General features: G+C 64.6%; 17 protein-coding genes. 11 read left to right on the top strand and 6 right to left on the bottom strand.

Annotated elements, in window-relative coordinates; all coding sequences use genetic code 11:
- Positions 1-285: GlsB/YeaQ/YmgE family stress response membrane protein (locus VF497_RS17375; RefSeq protein WP_330891106.1), on the bottom strand; the 285-nt coding region annotated here is incomplete at its 3' end.
- A gap of 16 nt (positions 286-301) precedes the next feature.
- Positions 302-604: a hypothetical protein gene (locus tag VF497_RS17370; protein ID WP_330891103.1), complete on the bottom strand. Its 303-nt coding sequence runs from the start codon at positions 602-604 to the stop codon at positions 302-304.
- A 232-nt stretch (positions 605-836) separates the two neighbouring features.
- Here VF497_RS17370 and VF497_RS17365 point away from each other — a divergent pair, with 232 nt between their 5' ends.
- The 5 genes from VF497_RS17365 to VF497_RS17345 all read left to right on the top strand — a co-directional run bounded on the left by VF497_RS17365 (position 837) and on the right by VF497_RS17345 (position 7,367).
- Positions 837-1,457 carry a DUF4126 domain-containing protein gene (locus VF497_RS17365; protein WP_330891101.1) on the top strand — a complete coding sequence of 207 codons (621 nt, stop codon included), beginning with the start codon at positions 837-839 and terminating at the stop codon, positions 1,455-1,457.
- Positions 1,458-1,544: 87 nt separating this feature from the next.
- Positions 1,545-3,056, top strand: a complete 1,512-nt coding sequence (locus tag VF497_RS17360) for a S10 family peptidase (protein WP_330891099.1) — start codon at positions 1,545-1,547, stop codon at positions 3,054-3,056.
- Positions 3,057-3,146: 90 nt separating this feature from the next.
- Positions 3,147-4,268, top strand: a complete 1,122-nt coding sequence (locus VF497_RS17355) for a PA0069 family radical SAM protein (protein ID WP_330891097.1) — start codon at positions 3,147-3,149, stop codon at positions 4,266-4,268.
- A gap of 39 nt (positions 4,269-4,307) precedes the next feature.
- A complete protein-coding gene (ilvA, locus tag VF497_RS17350; protein WP_330891095.1) occupies positions 4,308-5,858 on the top strand; it encodes a threonine ammonia-lyase, biosynthetic in 1,551 nt (516 codons plus the stop codon).
- Positions 5,859-6,005: 147 nt separating this feature from the next.
- On the top strand, positions 6,006-7,367 hold the full coding sequence (locus VF497_RS17345; RefSeq protein WP_330891093.1) for an amidohydrolase family protein: 1,362 nt from the start codon (positions 6,006-6,008) through the stop codon (positions 7,365-7,367).
- Here the strand turns inward: VF497_RS17345 and VF497_RS17340 are convergent.
- Both VF497_RS17340 and VF497_RS17335 read right to left on the bottom strand, forming a co-directional pair.
- Positions 7,361-7,834 (bottom strand): metallophosphoesterase family protein, encoded by a 474-nt coding sequence (locus tag VF497_RS17340; protein ID WP_330891091.1) that lies wholly within the window; start codon positions 7,832-7,834, stop codon positions 7,361-7,363. The two genes, VF497_RS17345 and VF497_RS17340, sit on opposite strands and share 7 nt — an antisense overlap.
- Positions 7,835-7,858: 24 nt before the next feature.
- Positions 7,859-8,578, bottom strand: coding sequence for a 2OG-Fe(II) oxygenase (locus tag VF497_RS17335; protein WP_330891089.1), 720 nt, complete (start codon positions 8,576-8,578; stop codon positions 7,859-7,861).
- 155 nt (positions 8,579-8,733) lie between these two features.
- On the opposite strand from VF497_RS17335, the gene VF497_RS17330 reads away from it, so the two are divergent.
- The 5 genes from VF497_RS17330 to VF497_RS17310 all read left to right on the top strand — a co-directional run bounded on the left by VF497_RS17330 (position 8,734) and on the right by VF497_RS17310 (position 13,651).
- Positions 8,734-9,108, top strand: a complete 375-nt coding sequence (locus VF497_RS17330; protein WP_330891087.1) for a VOC family protein — start codon at positions 8,734-8,736, stop codon at positions 9,106-9,108.
- A 36-nt stretch (positions 9,109-9,144) separates the two neighbouring features.
- Positions 9,145-9,843 carry a YafY family protein gene (locus VF497_RS17325; RefSeq protein WP_330891085.1) on the top strand — a complete coding sequence of 233 codons (699 nt, stop codon included), beginning with the start codon at positions 9,145-9,147 and terminating at the stop codon, positions 9,841-9,843.
- A 2-nt stretch (positions 9,844-9,845) separates the two neighbouring features.
- Positions 9,846-10,190: a TfoX/Sxy family protein gene (locus VF497_RS17320; protein ID WP_330891083.1), complete on the top strand. Its 345-nt coding sequence runs from the start codon at positions 9,846-9,848 to the stop codon at positions 10,188-10,190.
- A gap of 20 nt (positions 10,191-10,210) precedes the next feature.
- A complete protein-coding gene (locus VF497_RS17315; protein WP_330891081.1) occupies positions 10,211-11,965 on the top strand; it encodes a DUF885 domain-containing protein in 1,755 nt (584 codons plus the stop codon).
- A 453-nt stretch (positions 11,966-12,418) separates the two neighbouring features.
- A complete protein-coding gene (locus tag VF497_RS17310; protein ID WP_330891079.1) occupies positions 12,419-13,651 on the top strand; it encodes a porin in 1,233 nt (410 codons plus the stop codon).
- A gap of 98 nt (positions 13,652-13,749) precedes the next feature.
- Here the strand turns inward: VF497_RS17310 and rraA are convergent, their stop codons facing one another.
- A complete protein-coding gene (gene rraA, locus VF497_RS17305; protein WP_330891077.1) occupies positions 13,750-14,244 on the bottom strand; it encodes a ribonuclease E activity regulator RraA in 495 nt (164 codons plus the stop codon).
- On the bottom strand, positions 14,244-15,134 hold the full coding sequence (gene phhA / locus VF497_RS17300; RefSeq protein WP_330891075.1) for a phenylalanine 4-monooxygenase: 891 nt from the start codon (positions 15,132-15,134) through the stop codon (positions 14,244-14,246). The genes rraA and phhA overlap by 1 nt, the downstream gene beginning before the upstream one ends.
- A gap of 180 nt (positions 15,135-15,314) precedes the next feature.
- On the opposite strand from phhA, the gene recC reads away from it, so the two are divergent.
- Positions 15,315-17,246 (top strand): exodeoxyribonuclease V subunit gamma (gene recC, locus VF497_RS17295; RefSeq protein ID WP_330891072.1); only part of this gene is annotated, 1,932 nt, incomplete at its 3' end.

Raw genomic sequence — 17,246 nt, 5'->3', positions numbered from 1 at the left:
AAGCAGGATGATCGCGCCGATCGCCGAGGTAATGATCTGGCCGATGATGCCGCCTCCGATCGAGAAATTCAGCACGTGCGCGCACAGCCAGCCGGCGATGAGGCCGCCGAGGATGCCCACGATGATGTCGCCGATCAGTCCGAACCCACCGCCTTTCACGACGACGCCGGCCAGCCAGCCAGCAATGCCGCCTACGATCAGATAAATGATGAACTCCATATCGTGCTCCCGGATAGCGGTCGGCCGACCGCAACGGGATTGTGCGCTTTGCGCTACGGTCAGCAAAACGCAGCGCAACAAATCAGGCCGTGCCGCTTGCGTCCGTGTCGGCGCCGTGATCCGGCGCGATGGTCGGCTGAGGTGACGCTGCGGCTCCCGACCTGGCCAGATTGGCCTTGGCGCGCAGCGCGCTGATTTCCGGATCGATGATCAGGGCCGCTTCCGGTTGCGCCGTGGACGCGATCCGCGCCGCAGCGAGCGAGAGGGCGAAGCCGAGCAAACCGCCGCAGCCGAGGATCAGGCCGACGCCCATCAGGCTCGGCGACCCCGTCGTGAACGCGACGGTAAATGCGACTATGCAGACGACGAGCAAGATCCAGCGCATGGCAATTCCCTCCGGGCTGGTGCATGCTGCCACAAGCTGCGATGCATGGTGAAGACGAGGTGGCGGAGCGGCGGTATTTGCGCGATCGATGGTGGATCGCCGATCACGGCAGGTTCATCGATGCGCATCAAATTTGAACGTGGGGCCGATGGCCGCTTTTGATCTTCGCGGTCAGGGATGATCGCATTAAAATACGTGGGTCGATGTCGCGTCCGGCAACCGGAGGGCGGTCATGGAACATCTGCAACAGCTTGCGCTCGCTAGCGGCTTGGCCTGGGCCAGCGGCATCCGCCTCTACGCCGCGATCTTCATCGTCGGCCTGCTCGGCAGGCTCGGCTACGTCCAGTTGCCGACCGATCTGACCCTGCTCGAGCACAACTGGGTGCTCGGCGCCTCGGGCATCATGCTCGTTGCCGAATTCCTCGCCGACAAGGTGCCCGGCTTCGATTCGATCTGGGATTCGATCCACACCTTCATCCGCATCCCGATCGGTGCGCTGCTCGCCTGGGGCGCGATGGGCGACCAGTCGCCCGCGCTGCAGATGGCGGCCGGCATCCTCGGCGGCGCGATCGCCGGCGGCACGCATCTGGCCAAGGCCGGCGCACGCGCGGCGATCAACACCTCGCCCGAACCGTTCAGCAACTGGACCGCAAGCGCGGGCGAGGACGGCCTGCTGCTCGGCGGTCTCTGGCTCGTGTTCGCGCATCCGGCGGCGTTTCTCGTGCTGCTCGCGCTGTTCCTCGCGCTGGCGATCTGGCTGCTGCCGAAAATGTTCCGCTACCTTGCGAGCATCTGGCGCGGGCTGGGCGGCGGCGCCGAGCCAGCCCCCACGCCGCGACTGCCCTCGGCCTGATCGACCCCTTGCTTTCGGCACATGGCGGGCGCGAGTCGCTTGCTATGCTGCGCGATCGTGTCCGTCCGATCCGCGCAAGGTGCCGATATGTCCTCGTGTTTGCCGAAACTGTTCCTCGCCGCCGCCGCGTTGGCGACGGCCCTGATCGCTACGCCAGCCCTGGCCGACGACACCGCCAAGGACGCGAACAAGGAAGCCCAGGCAAAGCCCGACGAAAGCAAGCTGCCGCCCTTCCCTGCCGACAAGACGGTGAAGCAAACGACGACAATCGGCGGCAAGACGCTCAGCTACGACGCCACGGTCGGCTCGCTGCCCGTGCTCGACGAAAAGGGCAAGACCATCGCCGACGTGATGTTCATCGCCTATACCGTGCCGGGCAAGGACCGGCCGGTGACGTTCGCGCTCAACGGCGGCCCGGGAGCATCGTCGGTCTATCTCAACCTCGGCGCGCTCGGACCCAAGCGCGTGCAGTTCGGTGCCGACGGCAATTCGCCGTCCGATCCGGCCATGCCGATCGACAACCCGGGCTCGTGGCTCGACTTCACCGACTTGGTCTTCATCGATCCGGTCGGCACCGGTTTCTCGCGTTCGCGCGTGAGCGAGGACGAAACCAAGAAAAAGTTCTACTCGATCCAGGCCGACATCGAATATCTCTCGCGCATCGTCTACGACTGGCTGGTGAAGAACAACCGGCTCATGTCGCGCAAGTATCTCGTCGGCGAAAGCTACGGCGGCTTCCGCGGCCCGCGCATCACGCACTACCTGCAGACGCGCCTCGGCGTGGCGATGAACGGCAACGTGCTCGTCTCGCCGTATCTCGACCCGGGCGTGCAGAACGACAACGGCGACTTGTCTCCGTTGCCGTGGATGCTGACCCTGCCGACGATCACCGCGACCAACCTCGAACGTCAGGGCAAGCTCACCGACGCGGCGATGGCGCAGGTGATCGAGTACACGCGCGGCGACTATGTCGTCGATTTGTTGAAAGGCCGCTCCGATCCGCAGGCGGTCGAGCGCATCGTCAAGCGCGTCACCGAATTGTCGGGCCTCGATCCCGTGTTCGTGCGCCGCGCCGGCGGCCGTCTCGAAACGCAGGCGTTCCTGCGCGAAGTGTTCCGCAACGAGGGCAAGCTCGGCAGCCGCTACGACGCCAACATCACCGAGTGGGATCCGTTCCCGTTCTCGCCCGACCAGCGCACCAACGATCCGCTGCTCGACGCGATCATCGCGCCGACCACGACCGCGATGGTCGACTTCGTCACGCGCACGGTCGGTTGGAAATACGTCGGCCGCTACAATGCGCTTTCCTACGACGTGAACCGCCTCTGGGAGCGCAAGGACGAACCGCGCGGCTCAGTGCAGGAGTTGCGTCAGTCGGTCGCGATCGATGCCAAGCTGCGCGTGCTGATCGTGCACGGCTGGGGCGACCTGTCGTGCCCGTTCATGGCCTCCAAGCTCATCGTCGACCAGATGCCGCTGATGGGCGATCCGAACCGCGTGCAGGTCAAGGAATACGCCGGCGGCCACATGTTCTACAGCCGCGGCGACAGCCAGCAGGCGCTACGCCGCGATGTGATCGAGATGTACACGCAGCACTGATGCGTTCGTCCGTAAGCGGCTATCCCTGGTCGCATTTTTCAATGAACCGGTTTCTCTTCTGCTGAGACATCGGCGGCGCATACTTCGCGCATGCAACGCATCGTGCGCGAGCGCAAACCCGACTACGCCGACCGACTCGATGTGCCCACGCGCATCAAGGGTCGCGGCGCGCCGTCGAATCCCGAAGGTCGCTTCGAATCACGCACGACCACGCGCGAGGACGACGGCTGGGAGCAGGAGGCCGAACCCGAATCGCGACCTGGGACGACGGTGACCGAGGAGCGTGCGCGCACGATCATCAGCCACAACGAATCGCCCGACATCCATTTTACCGCGTCGATCAATGCCTACCGCGGCTGCGAGCACGGATGCATCTACTGCTACGCGCGCCCTTCCCATTCGTACCTGAACCTGTCGCCAGGCATCGACTTCGAGACGAAGCTGTTCGCGAAGACGAATGCCGCGGAGCAACTGCGCAAGGAACTCGCCAAGCCGAGCTACGTCTGTACGCCGATCAACCTCGGCGCGAACACCGACCCGTACCAGCCGATCGAGCGGCGCTACCGCATCACGCGAGCGATCATCGAAGTGCTGGCCGAGCACCGTCATCCGTTCACGATCATCACCAAGAACGCGCTGGTCGAACGCGATCTAGACCTGCTCGTGCCGCTGGCGCGCGATAACCTCGTACACGTATTCGTTTCGATCACCTCGCTCGACAACCGCCTCGCCTCCACGCTCGAACCGCGTGCGAGCGCGCCGCATCGGCGCCTGAAAGCCGTGGAAACACTCAACGCTGCGGGTGTGCCCTGCGGCGTCATGGTCGCGCCGATCATTCCGATGGTGACGGACAAGTACCTGGAAAAAATCCTCGAGGGCGCGGCGCAGGCCGGCGCGCCGGCGGCCGGTTACACGATCGTGCGCCTACCGTACGAACTCAAGCATCTGTTCCGCGAATGGCTGGCCCTGCACGTGCCCGAGCGCGCCGAGCACGTAATGAGCCTGATCCAGCAGATGCGCGGCGGCCGCGACAACGATGCGAACTTCGGCTCACGCATGCGCGGCGAGGGCGAATTCGCCGAAATGATCCGCCAGCGCTTCCAGCTCGCCTGCCGCAAATACGGCATCGACCGCGGTCGTCCGGTGCGGCTCGATACGACACGTTTCGCCGCACCGCGCACGCCATCACCGCAGGGCGAGCTGTTTTCGTAGTCGCGTCCGCGATGCGGTCTCCGTGATACGCTGAGGTGGATGACCACGCCCACCGCCAACGACTATCTGCGCCGTATCCTGACCGCCCGCGTCTACGACGTTGCGCGCGAATCCGAACTCGATTTTGCGCCGAACCTGTCGACCCGTCTGGGCAATCGCGTGTACCTGAAACGCGAGGACAATCAGCCGGTGTTCTCGTTCAAGCTGCGCGGCGCCTACAACAAGATGGCCCAGTTGAGCACGGAGCAGCGTGCGCGCGGCGTGTTCGCCGCGTCCGCGGGCAACCATGCGCAAGGTGTCGCACTCGCGGCGAAAAAACTTGGGCTCCGCGCGGTAATCGTGATGCCGGTGACGACGCCGCAGGTCAAGATCGACGCGGTGCGTGCGCACGGTGGCGATGCAGTCGAGATCGTGCTTGCGGGCGAGTCGTACAGCGACGCCTATGCCGCCGCGGTGAAACTCGGTACCGAGCGCGGACTGACTCTCGTGCATCCGTTCGACGACGCCGACGTGATCGCAGGCCAGGGCACAGTCGCGATGGAAATCCTGCGTCAGCACCAAGGGCCGATCCACGCGATCTTCGTGCCGATCGGCGGCGGCGGGCTCATTGCGGGTGTCGCCGCTTACGTGAAAGCCGTGCGTCCCGAGATCAAGGTGATCGGCGTGCAGACCGAAGATTCCGATGCGATGGCGCGTTCGTTCGAGCAAGGCGAACGCGTGGAACTGCGCGAGGTCGGCCTGTTCTCCGATGGCACCGCGGTCAAGCTCGCCGGCGAGGAAACCTTCCGCCTCTGCCGCGAGCACGTCGATGAGGTGCTGCGCGTCGACACCGATGCCTTGTGCGCCGCGATCAAGGATGTGTTCGCCGACACACGCAGCATGCTCGAACCGGCGGGCGCGCTCGCTGTCGCCGGTGCCAAGCAGTATGCCGAGCGCGAAAGTCTGCGCGACAAGACATTGATCGCGATTGCGAGCGGCGCCAATCTCAATTTCGATCGCCTGCGCTTCGTCGCCGAGCGCGCCGAAGTCGGCGAGGCGCGCGAGGCGCTGTTCGCGGTGACGATTCCCGAGGAGCGCGGCAGCTTCCGCCGCTTCTGTTCATTGCTCGGCGCGCGCAGCATCACCGAGTTCAACTATCGCATTGGCGACACGAAACAGGCGCGCCTGTTCGTCGGCGTGCAGATCCGCGACCGCGACGAACCCGCGCGCATCGCCGAGGCATTTGCGCAAGGCGGCTTCGAAGTGCTCGACCTGACCCACGACGAGCTCGCCAAGCTGCATCTGCGCTACATGATCGGCGGTCGCGGCGATCTCTCCACGGACGAGCTGCTCTACCGCTTCGATTTCCCCGAGCGCCCCGGCGCGCTTGGGCGCTTTCTCGACGCACTCGACCCGGCCTGGAACATCAGCCTGTTCCACTACCGCAACCACGGCGCCGATTACGGCCGCATCCTCGTCGGCATCCAGGTGCCGCCGGCCGACCGCGCCACCTTCGCCGACTTCCTCGCCCGGCTCGGCTACGCGTATCGCGACGAGAGCGAAAATCCCGCGTACAAGTTGTTACTGCGCAGTCCAGGCGAGATCGCGTAGCGCGCAACGGCAGTCGTCGCGGCTGTGAAGTGCAGCCTGGTTCCACGCAGCGTGGGGTTGCCAGTCCGGTCCATCGACCTACGCGTGATTAAACCTCCTGCTGTCGGTGTGCATCGAACGATGCATCTTCGTGCGCGGGAATTCTGGATGCTTCGTTTCATTGCTGCCTTGTCGATCGTCTTGCTCCTCCAGCCGACCGGTGCCCGTGCGGATGCGGAGCCGGCGAAAACGACCGCATTCGTGCACGTCAATGTGGTGCCGATGGATCGCGAGCGCGTGCTGCGCGACCAGACCGTTCTCGTTCGCGGCGACCGCATCGTCGCGATCGGCCGCAAGGTCGAGGTGCCGACCGATGTGGCGCGCATCGACGGCCACGGCACGGCCTGGCTGTCGCCCGGCCTCGCCGACATGCACACGCACTCGCAGACGAAGAACGATCTCGCCGTCTATCTGGCCAATGGCGTGACCACCGTGCTCAACATGGGCGATGCGCGCGCGGGCTTCGTCGACAAGATCGTGCCGGCAGTCAACCACGGCGAAGTGCCGGGGCCTCACGTCTATACGAGCTTCCTCGTCGACGGCTCGCCCGACTACAACGGTTTCGTCGTGCGCACGCCGGAGGAAGCGCGCGCCTTCGTCCATCTGGCGAAAACCAACGGCTACGATTTCATCAAGGTCTACGTCGATCTTTCGCCCGAGGTGTTTTCGGCGTTTGCCGAAGAAGGCGCGCGGCTCGGCTTGCCGCTGATCGGCCACGGCGTGCGGGCGGTACGGCTCGCACGCCAGCTCGAGCAAGGGCAGGCGTTGGTCGCGCACGCAGAGGAATTCTTCTACACGTTCTTCACCCCGCCGGGCGTCGAGGAAACCGACACGCCGCCCGATCTCAATCGTATCCCCGAGGCGGTCGCACTCGTCAAGCGGCACGCAGCGACCGTCACGGCCGACCTCGGCACCTATGCCGCGATCGCGCACCAGATCGGGCATGCCGAAGTCATTGCCCAATTCCTCGCGCGGCCCGACTCGTATTTCCTCGCCCCGAGCGATCGCCTGCGCTGGCAGATGAGCGACTACGTCGGCAAGAGCGCAAGGCTCGAGCCCAAGCTCGAATTCCTGCGCCACTTGGTCAAGGCGATGGCGGACGCGGGCGTCGAGCTGGTTGCCGGGACCGATGCTCCGGCCGTTCCCGGCTGCCTCCCAGGATTTTCGTTGCACGACGATCTCGCCGAACTCGAAGCGTCCGGGCTCACGCGCTATCAGGTGCTGACGACCGCGACGCGCGCGCCGGGCGCGTTCATCGAACGCACGAAACATGGCGATCGCTTCGGCCTCGTCGCGCCGGGATATCGCGCCGACCTGGTTCTTTCCTCGCAGAATCCGCTGGCCTCGCTGGCGACGCTGCGCAGGCCGCTCGGCGTCATGGCTGCGGGGCAATGGCGGGACGCGGCCGCGCTCGATGCCCTGAAAGATCACGTTCGCGAAAGCTACCGGCAGGCATCGGCGGGTTACTGAACGCCGTGGCCGGCAAGCTCGACGATGCGCGAAGTGACTGACTTGCCGACGATGACGAGTTCGGCGACGGTGATTGGCAATTTGAACCGGCGCGGGCCGGCACTGCCGGGATTGACGTAAAGAACGCCGTCACGCTCTTCGATGTGGGGGCGGTGCGAATGTCCCGAGACGACGACGCAGACTCCGGCCGCGCCGGGTTCGATATCGAGTTGCGCAAGATCGTGAAGCACATGGACGAGCGCATCGCCCAGCCGCACGGACGCCGTTTCAGGCAACGGTCGGGCCCACGCACCTTTGTCGTTGTTGCCGCGAACCGCCGTGACAGGTGCGATCGCGGAAAGCTCCTGCAGGATTCCGGGACTGCCGATGTCCCCGCCGTGGACGATATGGTCGCAGCCGCGCAAGAAGGCGCCGGCTTCCGGCCTGAGCAGGCCGTGCGTATCGGAGATGAGGCCAACGCGAAGCATGGATTTCGCTGCTCGTTGTTCGGGTCATGCGGCTGCCACCGGTGCCTGAGTACCGTAAAGCACCTCCGCGCTTTGGAACAGCACCCACGAGGTCGCGATGTACTTGTGCGCGCGCTTGGGCTTGTTGCCACGATGCGTGTGGGTGAAGCCGGCGGGAGCGATCAGCAGGCTGCCGGTCTTCGGCGTGATCTTGCGCTGCTGGTGATAGAACTCGGTTTCGCCTTCGCCGAAATTGTCGTTGAGATAGAGCGTCCACAGCAGGGTGCGGCTCAGCGTATCGGGCTTGCGCTCGGGATAGACCTCGCAGTGCCAGCGCGGATAGCCGCCCTCGTCGGCGATGTATTTTTGCACGTTGATCTTGCCGGGGCGGAACGTCTTCATCACGAGCGCGGTCAGGCGCATGTCGTCGAGCGCGATGAGGCCGTCGGGGTCGAGCAGGGTCGAGCCGCCGGTCTGTGGATCCTTCATGCGCAGCCAGACCGGGCCGAGGATCGTGTACGGATACTTGCGCAGGTAAGCGAGCAGGCTGCGCAGCATCGCGTTGTTGAGCGCGGCTTCGGCCGGCTTCCAGTCCGCGTGGTCGGAGATGCAGATGTCCCAGCTGTTCTTCATCGAAGTCTCGACACCGCCGCCCATCGCGCCGCGGCCGATGTTGTCGCTGGCCTCGAACGCGGCGATCAGTCCGCGGCACTGCTCGGCCGGCAGTGCGTCGTCGTAGACCTCGATAAAGTCGGGCAGGCTCATCGTTGTTCCATGCATCGAAAACGCGCCTATTGTCGCGATTGCCGCCGGACCGCGCCAGCCTGCGGGCAAACCGTGTCTGCTGACATCAGGCTGGCAGCAGCCCCCGCGCATGATGGCCTTGCAGCAACACTCCAACCGCCAACAAGGAAACCGTCATGCTCAATCCGAATGTCCCCGCCTGGTTCGAGATTCCCGCCAATCGCCTCGACCGCGCGCAGAAGTTCTACGAAACCATCCTCGGCGTGCAGCTCAAGCGCGAGAATATGGGCGGCGGCGAGATGGCTGTGTTCCCCTACGGCGGTCGGCCGCATGCGAGCGGGGCGCTGATCCAGCACGAGCAGCTCGAGCCGTCGGTGCTCGGCAGCACGATCTATCTCAACGTCGACGACCTGCGCCCCGTGCTCTCGCGCGTGCACGAACAGGGCGGCGACACGATCGTGCCGCGCACCGAACTGCCCGATGGCATCGGCTACTTCGCCCAGTTCATCGACAGCGAAGGCAATCGCGTCGGCCTGTTCTCGCCGGTGTGAGGTTCGCATGAATCGGCGCGGCGCTATCATGTGCGGATGCGCCGCGCCGATCGTCTGTTCCTCATCATCCATGCCCTGCGCGGGCGACGCACGGCGCTGCCTGCGCGGCGCCTGGCGGAAACGCTTGGCGTTTCGCTGCGCACGGTCTATCGCGACGTCGTCGATCTGCAGACTTCGGGCGTGCCGATCGAGGGCGAGGCCGGCGTCGGCTACGTCCTGCGCAAGGGCGCGGACATTCCGCCGCTGATGTTCACCGCCGACGAACTCGAATCGCTCGTCGTCGGCACGCGCTTCGTGCGCGCGTTCGCCGGCGCCCGCCTCGCGCGCGGAGCGCAGGCGGCGCTGCTCAAGATCGAGGCGGTGCTGCCGGCGGAACTGAAGCAACGCAGCGAACGCTCGCGTATCTTCGCACCGACCTGGCGCGAGCGCATGCAGCGCGCGAGCGTGATCGATCGCCTGCACGAAGCCGTGGTCGAGCATCGCGTGTTGCGTCTCGACTACGCCGACGGCGCAGGCCGTGCCAGTGCGCGCGAAATCGAGCCTCTGTGTCTCGCGTTCTGGGGCGGTGCGTGGACGCTAGGTGCCTGGTGCCGGCTGCGCCGCGACTTCCGCAGTTTCCGTCCCGACCGCATGGCCGTTTTCGAAACGACCGGCGAAGTGTTCGTCGAAACCGCTGAGCGCGGGCTCGAAGCCTACCTGCGCGCAGCCAGTGCCGACGACAGCATGAGGGAGTAAATATGTCCTCTTCGCAGCGCAACGTCGACTTCATCCTCGAACAGATCGCCGGGGCCGGCACGGTCTCCGCTCGCAGGATGTTCGGCGAATGGGGCCTGTATTGCGACGGCCGACTTGTCGCACTGGTCTGCGATGACCGCCTGTTCGTCAAGCCGACCGAGGCCGGCCGCGTCTACCTCGGCGAAGTGGAACTCGCTCAACCCTATCCGCAGGCCAAACCTTGGTATCTTGTCGCCGAGGAGAAATGGGACGAGCGCGAGTGGCTGGCGCGCCTGATCGCGATCACCACGGCGCAGCTGCCGATGCCATTGCCGAAACCGCCGCGCAAGAAGAAACCGAAGAAATGACACATTCCGGGAATGTTCGAATGAAGCGTTTGTCCATCGCGTTGTTGCTTGCCGCTACAGTTATCACGCAGGTTCACGCCGGAAATCCCGACCTGGCCAGCACCGACCAGCGTTTCGAAAACCTGTACAAGACCGAATGGGCCTGGCGCCAGCAGCAGTTCCCCGGTGTGGACGACGAGGATCGCGAAGCGGGCGACAAGGACAATCGCCTGCCCGCCGTGGATGCGAAAGCGCAAGGCCAGCGACTCGCCTATTGGGATGATGTCCTGAAGAAGCTCGCGGCGATCAAGCCGGACGAGCTTTCGCCGGAGAACAGGATCAACTACGCGGTATACAAACCGCAGATCGAGAATCTCGCCGCCGGCGTGCGCTTCCACGACTACGAAATGCCGCTCAACAGCGACACGCAGTTCTGGACCGACCTGCGCTTCATGGCTGACAAATCGCTGAAGAATGTCGAAGCGGCCAAGGCCTACATTGCGCGCCTCGACGACGTGCCGCGCTATTTCGAAGAGCAGATCGCGAACATGCGCGCCGGCATCAAGCGCGGCTTCACCGTGCCACGCGCCGTGCTCGAGGGCCGCGACGTTTCCATCACCACGTTCACCGAGGTGAAGACGCCCGAAGACAGCGACTTCTACAAACCGTTCGCGAGCTTGCCGTCGACGATTCCCGTCGACGAACAGGCCAGGCTGCGCGCCGCATGCACCAAGGCGATCCGCGACAAGGTGCTGCCGTCCTACGCGAAGCTGCTCAAGTTCTACCGCGAGGAGTACGTGCCACACGCGCGCACGACGCTCGCGGCCGAGGCGTTGCCCGATGGCAAGGCGTTTTACCGGCAGCAGATCAAGGAATACACGACGCTCGATCTCGATCCGGACGCGATCCACGCTATCGGCCTCAAGGAAGTCGCGCGCATCGATGGAGAGATGCAGGCGACGATGAAGGCGACCGGCTTCAAGGGCGACTTTCCTGCGTTCCTGAAATTCCTGCGCAGCGATCCGCAGTTCTACGCGAAGACGCCGGAAGAACTGCTGATGCGTGCGGCGTGGATCGCCAAGCGCGTCGACGTGAAGATCGGCGACTACGTCAAGACGCTGCCGCGCGGGCGCTTCGGCATCAAGCCCGTGCCCGATGCGCTCGCGCCGTTCTGGACCGCGGGCCGCGGTGGCGCGTCGACCTACTGGGTCAACACCTATGACCTGCCCTCGCGCCCGCTGTACAACCTCACCGCGCTGACCTTGCACGAGTCCTCACCAGGTCACTCGCTGCAGGGTGCGCTGGCGAAGGAGGCGAAGACGCAGCCGGACTTCCGCACGCACAGCTACATCTCCGCCTATGGCGAAGGCTGGGCGTTGTACTGCGAGAAGCTCGGCAAGGAGATGGGTATCTATCTCACGCCGTACGACGACTTCGGTCGCGAGACCTATGAAATGTGGCGTGCTGCGCGCCTGGTCATCGACACCGGCGTCCACCACAAAGGCTGGACGCGGCAGCAGGCGATCGATTATCTCGCCAGCCACACCGCGCTGTCGCAGCACGAAGTCGAAACCGAAGTCGACCGCTACATCTCCTGGCCGGGCCAGGCGCTGAGTTACAAGCTTGGCGAGATCAAGATTGTCGAGCTGCGCGCGCGCGCGGAGAAGGCGCTCGGCGCGAAGTTCGACATCGGCGCGTTCCACGACGCCGTGCTCGCGACGGGCTCGGTGCCGCTGCCGGTGTTAGAGCAACAGATCGACGCCTACATCGCCACCGCCCAGAACAAGGCGGGTTGAGCGCCGCTGCGACCCGCGTCGAATCACCCGGTTTCGCTGCCGCGGCGATGTCCGCGAGAGCCTGTTCCATCCTGAAACAGGCTGTCACGTCCCTGACCCGGTCAAACTGCTCCAAAGCCGGACAGCGCAAATTTTGCGCTTGCGGAACATCGCAGCCGAAGATTCCCATTGCACCGGCCTTCCGGTCGCGTTGCGCCGCAATATCGGGCTGAATTCCGCCCACTACGCGGCGGGCTGCCCCTTTCCAGCGACTGGCGCCAGCGACCCGATCACTACACTGCCAGCAACGTTGTGCATGGCCGCAACGGGGACGAGCGGGAACCACCAAAACACGCAAGGAGCCTGCGGAGTTCGTGCAACGGGCCGCGGTGGGATGTTGTATGGCCGAATCCGACCGGGCTGATTCGAGTTCCATCGATGGGCCCATTGCGGCCCCCAAATTGGGAGGACAACATGCAATGTAGTTCGAAGTCGAAAGAAAAAATGCTGGCAGGCAGTGCGAAGCGCGCCGGCATCGGTTCGCGCGCGTTGCTGCAGTGGCGATCCGCGGCTCTCGCAATCGCCGTGTCCGCGTTGCTGGCGACGCCGGCTTACGCGGTGGAATTGACGAGTGGCGACTGGACGGTCGATGTCGGCGGCATCGTCAACGCGTACTACACGGCGACGAGTTGCTCGGGCGACGCTGTCGGCGGTCCCGCGCTGGCCGGCAAGGCACTCGGCTGCAGCGGCGAGAATCACAAGACGACGATAGGCAACGGCCTGCTGCCCAGCGGCCTGATCACCAAGTTCAAGACCGTGCAGGACGGCATCGAGATCGGCGGCACGATCGGCATCATGGTGCATGCGGCCACCGATTCTGGCATCGCCGCGAACAGTGCCGTCGACGTGCGCCAGGCGTTCTTCACGATCGGCACGGCCGAAGCGGGCACGCTCAAGATCGGTCGCGACTACGGCATCTTCGGTGCCAACGCGATCCTCGGCGACATGACCCTGCTCGGGGCGGGTGCGCCGGTGCAGGCCACGCAGCGCGGTCGCGTCACCCTCGGCCACATCGGCGCGGGCTACACCTATCTGGATCACTATGGTCAGTTGACCTACACCTCGCCGGTGCTCGGCGGCGGCTTCACCTTCTCCGGCGGCGTCATGAGCCCGGTCGACACCGCGCCGTTCGTGTCCAAGGCCTATCCGCAGTTCCAGGGTCAGCTTGCCTGGGCCGGTAATGGCTTCAAGGCCTGGGTCGGCGTGAAATCGCAGAAGTTTTACGGTGCGGGCGGCAGCGGTGGCAACTTTACCGAGACCGCAGGCGAGATCGGTGCCTCGTACTCGGGCGGCCCGTTCGGATTCCTGGTCAATTATCAGGAGGGCACCGGCATTGGCATTCTCAGCGACGGCGACCAAGGCGACGTCAAGGGCCGCAACTATCTGGTCCAGGGCTCGTACAACCTCACCGAGAAGCTCAAGTTCGGTCTGAACTACGGCGAGAGCCGCACCAAGGACGACAACCACTACAACTACCTGCTCAACAGCAGCTTCAAGTCCAACGCCAATGCCACCGGCGGCCTCTACTACAAGCTGACCAAGAGCGTGACCCTGGTCGGCGAATTCGGTCGCACCGAGTCGAAGGACTATCTCGGCAACACCGCCAAGATGTGGGGCGGTTCGTTAGGCGGCATCGTTTTCTTCTGACCATCTGGCCCTGTCGTGGCATCACGACGGGGACATGCGCTGTGCACGAGGCCAGGGAAGGCCATTTTTCTCAGGGCGATACGGACGCGGAACTCGTTTCAACCGCGATGAATTGCTGCGTCCGCAACGACAATGCCATCCGCATCGGCGTATAGCCACGCGCCTGGTTGGAAGCACACGCCGGCGAATTCCACCACTCGCTCGGCCACGCCCGAATGCAACCCCTTCTCGCTCTTGCGCGGATGTGCGGCGAGCGCCTTAACTCCGACATCCTGCGCGGCGAGTTCCACCGTGTCGCGCACGCAGCCGTTGACGACGATGCCGGCCCAGCCATTTTTCAGGGCGAGTTCGCCGAGCAGGCCGCCGACCAGCGCGCAGCGCAGCGAGCCGCCGCCGTCGACGACGAGCACGCGGCCTTCGCCCGGAGTTTCCAGCGTTGCGCGCACGAGCGCGTTGTCTTCGAACACCTTCACCGTCGCGATCGGTCCGTGGAACGCGCGCTTGCTGCCGTAGTCGCGGAACACTGGTGCGCAGACCTGCGCTTCGGGATGCGCGTCGGAAAGATCCGCCGTGGCGGGATTCGCCGTGGTCATCAAACGTCCCCGTCCTTGAGCCAACCCTCGCCGCTGCCGCGCTGATAGACCTTGTCGCTTTCGAGCACATTGCCGGCTGGAATCGACGACTGCGCGGCAAGCTCGGCGTAGTACGGCGTGAAATCGGGTCCGGTCGCACGCATCAGCTGTTCGAAGCTGTCGATGACGAAGTAGGTCTTCTGGTACGTGTCGATGCGATAGCGCGTGCGCATGATGCGATGCAGGTCGAAACCGATGCGATTCGGTGCCGGCGATTCGAGGCTGTGGATCGACTCGCCCTTCGACGAGACGATGCCCGAGCCATAGATGCGCAGGCCGTCGTCCTGTTTGATCAGGCCGAACTCGACCGTATACCAGTACAGACGCGTGAGGTTGACCAGCGCCTCGGCGCCGACACCGTGCGCTTTCACTCCGCCCGCGCCGTAAGCCTGCATGTAGTCCGCGAACATCGGCTCGAGCAGCAGCGGCACGTGGCCGAACAGATCGTGGAACAGATCAGGTTCGCTGATGTAGTCGATCTGGTCGGGGCGACGGATCCACCATGTCACCGGAAAACGCCGGTTGGCGAGGTGGTCGAAGAAGGTCAGTTCCGGCAGCAGGCCTTCGACGCCGATCAACTCCCAACCCGTCGTTGCCTTGAGCACGCGATTGAGATCCTCGAACTTCGGAATCGCGTCCGGTGTCATGCCGAAGCGCTGCTGGTTGTCGATGAACTCGCGACAGGCGCGGCCGACGAGCACTTCACGCTGGCGCTTGAACAACGTTGCCCACGTGGCGTGATCGTCGCGGCTGTAACTCGCCCACGGCTGCTCGATCACGGCCGTCGTGTAGACGGGCACGTTGCCCTTGTCGGTTTGCTGATGCTCGACGCGGCGAGGCTGGGCGTTCATGGCTTGCGCTCTGGACGAATTGGTTTCCAATGTTACTACTTCTCGCAAGCAGAACGAGAACGGGAGGTTCTAGGGCGGCTTCGCCACAATCAGCCAGAACACAACGAGCAACGATGATCGGCCGCCTGATTCGCCTGAGCAAGTCTCGCGCCCTGCGACCGCAATCCGTATCCTCGCGCGATGGGATTTCGACTTATCTACGGCAATGATGCCGATAAGCTGCTCGACCGCCTGGCGGAGCGCTTGCGCGCGCCCATTGCCGCGGCGAGTTTGCTCGAGCCCGAGATCGTGCTCGTGCCGCAGTTCGGGCTGCGGCGTTGGCTCGAAATCCGGCTTGCGGAAAAGCTCGGCATTGTCGCCAACGTCGATTTTTATGCACCCGCGGAGTACGCATGGAAGCTGCTGCGCGCGGCGCATCCGGAGTTGTCTGAAACCTCACGCTTCGATCGCCGGTTGCTGCGCTGGCGTATCTTTGCCGAACTTGCATTGTTGGCCGGCGATCCACGTTTTGCCGGCCTGCACGCGCTGCTCGGCGACGGTGAGCCGGGCACGCGGCTCCACCTTGCGACCGAACTTGCGCAGTTGTTCGAGCGCTATCTCGCCTATCATGGCGATCTGCTCGCGCGCTGGCAGCGCGGCGCCGATGCTCAGGATTGGCAGGCGCAATTGTGGCGGCGCCTGATCGTCGCGATCGACGAGGCGCATCGCGCCGATTTGCTCGACGGCTATGTGCGTCGGTTTGCGGCATCGAATACGCCCCCGCCGGGTTTGCCGCAGCGCCTTGGTGCATTTGCCTGCACGAATATCTCGCCCGACCTGCTGCGCTTCTACGGTGTCGTCGCGCGGCATTGCGAACTCGATTTCCTGATGCCGAACCCGTGCCGCGCTTATTGGGGCGACGCGAAGAGCGAACGCGCGCGCTTGCGCGAATTCGGTGCTGCGGCGTTCGCAGCCGAGGAGAATCCGCTGCTTGCCGGCTACGGCCGCGCGGGGCAGCAGTTCGTCGCGCAATTGTTTTCCTACGAGGACGTGCAACCGCTCGAAAGCGAAGACGACGAAGTCTGGAACGCGCACCCGGGTGACACTCTGCTGCAGTGCGTGCAGCGCGACATTCTCGATCGCGCGCCGCCGACGGCATGCATCACAAAAAACGATACGAGTATACAATTTCATGTTTGCGCATCGCGCCTGCGCGAAGTGCAGGTGCTGCACGATCAGCTCGTCGCCCTGTTCCAGGACGACGACAAGCTCGATCCGCGCGATGTCGCGATCATGGCCCCCGATATCGGCGCCTACGCGCCATATATCGAGGCAGTGTTCGGCGGCATCGCGCGCGGCGATCCCCGCTATCTTCCATACACGCTATCCGATTGCAGCGCGCGCGAGGCGCATGCGCTGACGACCTTCGCGCTCAAGCTTGCCGCGCTGCCGCTGTCGCGCTTCGGCCTCAATGAGGTGATCGACCTGCTCGGCGAGCCCGCGCTCGCGCGCAAGCTCGATCTCGATACCGAGGACATCGACCTGCTCGCGAACTGGCTGCGCGATGCGGGCGTGCGCTGGGGTCTCGACGAGACACAGCACGAAGATGCGGGCGCAGGCCGCTATCGCGAGTTTTCCTGGGCGTTCGGCCTCGACCGCCTCCTGCTCGGCTACGCGAGCGGCAGCGATGACGATATCGCCGGCATCGCCTCGTTGCCCGCGGTCGAGGGCAGCGGCGCGGCCCTGCTCGGCGCGGTGCTGCGCGTGCTCGACGTGCTACGTGATTTGCTCGCGTTCCAGCGCGGCACGCATACGCCGGCGCAGTGGCAGGCGCGGTTCAACGCGGTGCTCGATGCGCTGCTCGCGATCGACTACGAGCAAGCCGAGGTAACGCGTGCGTTGGCGGCGATACGCGCTGCACTCGCGGCGCTCGCCGAAGAGAACGCGGCCGCCGGCGTCGAGACGTTGCTCGACTGGCAATGCGTGCGTGATTTCCTCGGCGAAAACTTGAGCCAGCCCGAGCGCAGCTATCGTTTCTTCGCCGGTGGCATCAGCGTGACGAGCATGCTGCCGCTGCGCGTGGTGCCGTTCCGCGTGATCTGTTTGATCGGCATGAACGACGAGGCGTTTCCG

This window comes from Rudaea sp. (assembly GCF_036383415.1).
Taxonomy (GTDB): Bacteria; Pseudomonadota; Gammaproteobacteria; order Xanthomonadales; family Rhodanobacteraceae; genus Rudaea.
The sequence above is the reverse complement of the archived record's forward strand: the minus strand, read 5'-3'. Positions and strand labels throughout refer to the sequence as shown.